This window comes from Microbacterium sp. Leaf351, from assembly GCF_001423825.1.
Lineage (GTDB): Bacteria > Actinomycetota > Actinomycetes > Actinomycetales > Microbacteriaceae > Microbacterium > Microbacterium ginsengisoli.
In genome coordinates this window covers 9993-11161 of sequence record NZ_LMPK01000008.1, presented here as the reverse complement: position 1 = coordinate 11161, position 1169 = coordinate 9993, and the positions used below count along the sequence as shown (strand labels likewise).

Annotated in this window: 1 protein-coding gene; it reads right to left on the bottom strand. The window is 66.7% G+C overall.

Annotated features, from left to right (window positions below; translation table 11 throughout):
• Positions 1–41: 41 nt before the first annotated feature.
• Positions 42–890, bottom strand: a complete 849-nt coding sequence (locus ASG00_RS02995) for a phage major capsid protein (RefSeq protein WP_056206756.1) — start codon at positions 888–890, stop codon at positions 42–44.
• Between the last annotated feature and the right edge of the window lie 279 nt (positions 891–1169).

The following is a 1169-nucleotide window of genomic DNA, read 5'->3' as shown; positions in this document are numbered from 1 at the left end:
GGGGGTGAGAGTTGCGCGTGCCATGTGTCAGCGCTCCTTTCTCAGGCCGTGACCGTGACGAGCGCGCTCGCCAGCGAGTCGGGACGGACGTTCTTCGCGCCGAAGAGGAGCAGGCCCTTCACGGCGTCGGAGAACGAGGACTGCGGCCGGTACGGCTCGACCTTGTTGATCTGATCCGCGAAGGTGATCGCGCGGTCGTTGCCGGCGATCGTCGCGAACTCGCTGCCCGTGGTGTTCGGGGCGTTGTTCGTGAGCAGGATGTCGAACCCGGCGGCGCGGCCGACGAGACCGTTTCGGAGGCCCTGGTCGGTGCCAGCCTCGTTGACCTTGATGAAGCGGGGGTCGCGGAGGAGGACACCGTGGAAGTCGGGCGTGACGGCGACGGAGCGACCCTGGGTCGCGACGCTCGCCTTGTCGAGCTTGACCTTCAGCGGCACCAGCACGTTGTCGTACGCCTGCCCGGGGGTCGCGGCCGACACCGAGATCGAACCGAGCTGGTTCGCCTGCTGGATCGACGTGTAGAACGACGCGATGTACTGGTCGACCGTGTCGGCGAACGCGTACGCGGCTTCGTTGGTGAGCTGCTCGAGGATGCCGCCCTTCGCCTGGCGCTTGTCGACGTCGTCGACCTGGAAGGCAAAGTACTTCGCCTGGTCGACGACGAGGGTGCGCTGGCTGTCCGCCACGGTCTCGGGCGCGATCACGGTCGTTCCCGGGACGTAGTTCGAGACAGTCGGGCGGCCGACGGAGGTGATGCGGACGGTGTCGCCCGCCTCCGCGATCTCACCCTCGTAGTCGCGGTTGGTGAAGGCGCTGTACACCAGCGACTTCCGGAGGGCGATCAGGAGCAGGGCGCTCCAGATCTCCGGCTTGAACTTGTTGAAAGCCACGAGGCTCTCCTTTCAGGGGTTAGGTGAGCAGATCCTTGAGGAGGCCCTTCTCGTGGGCCTCCGCGATCTGCTCGGGGGTCATCTGCGCAAGCTGCGCTTCGGTGATCTGTCCCTGCTCGCCGGTCCCGCCGGGAGTTTCGACAGTGCTCGCGCCGACCGCCCGGGTCGCCTTGAGGGTCTGATCTGCGGTCACGGCGGCGTCGATGGCCGCCTTGATCGCCGCACCATCGGTCGGGTCGATACCGCCGATGGAAGTGAGGAACGAAGCCCGGTCGAGGA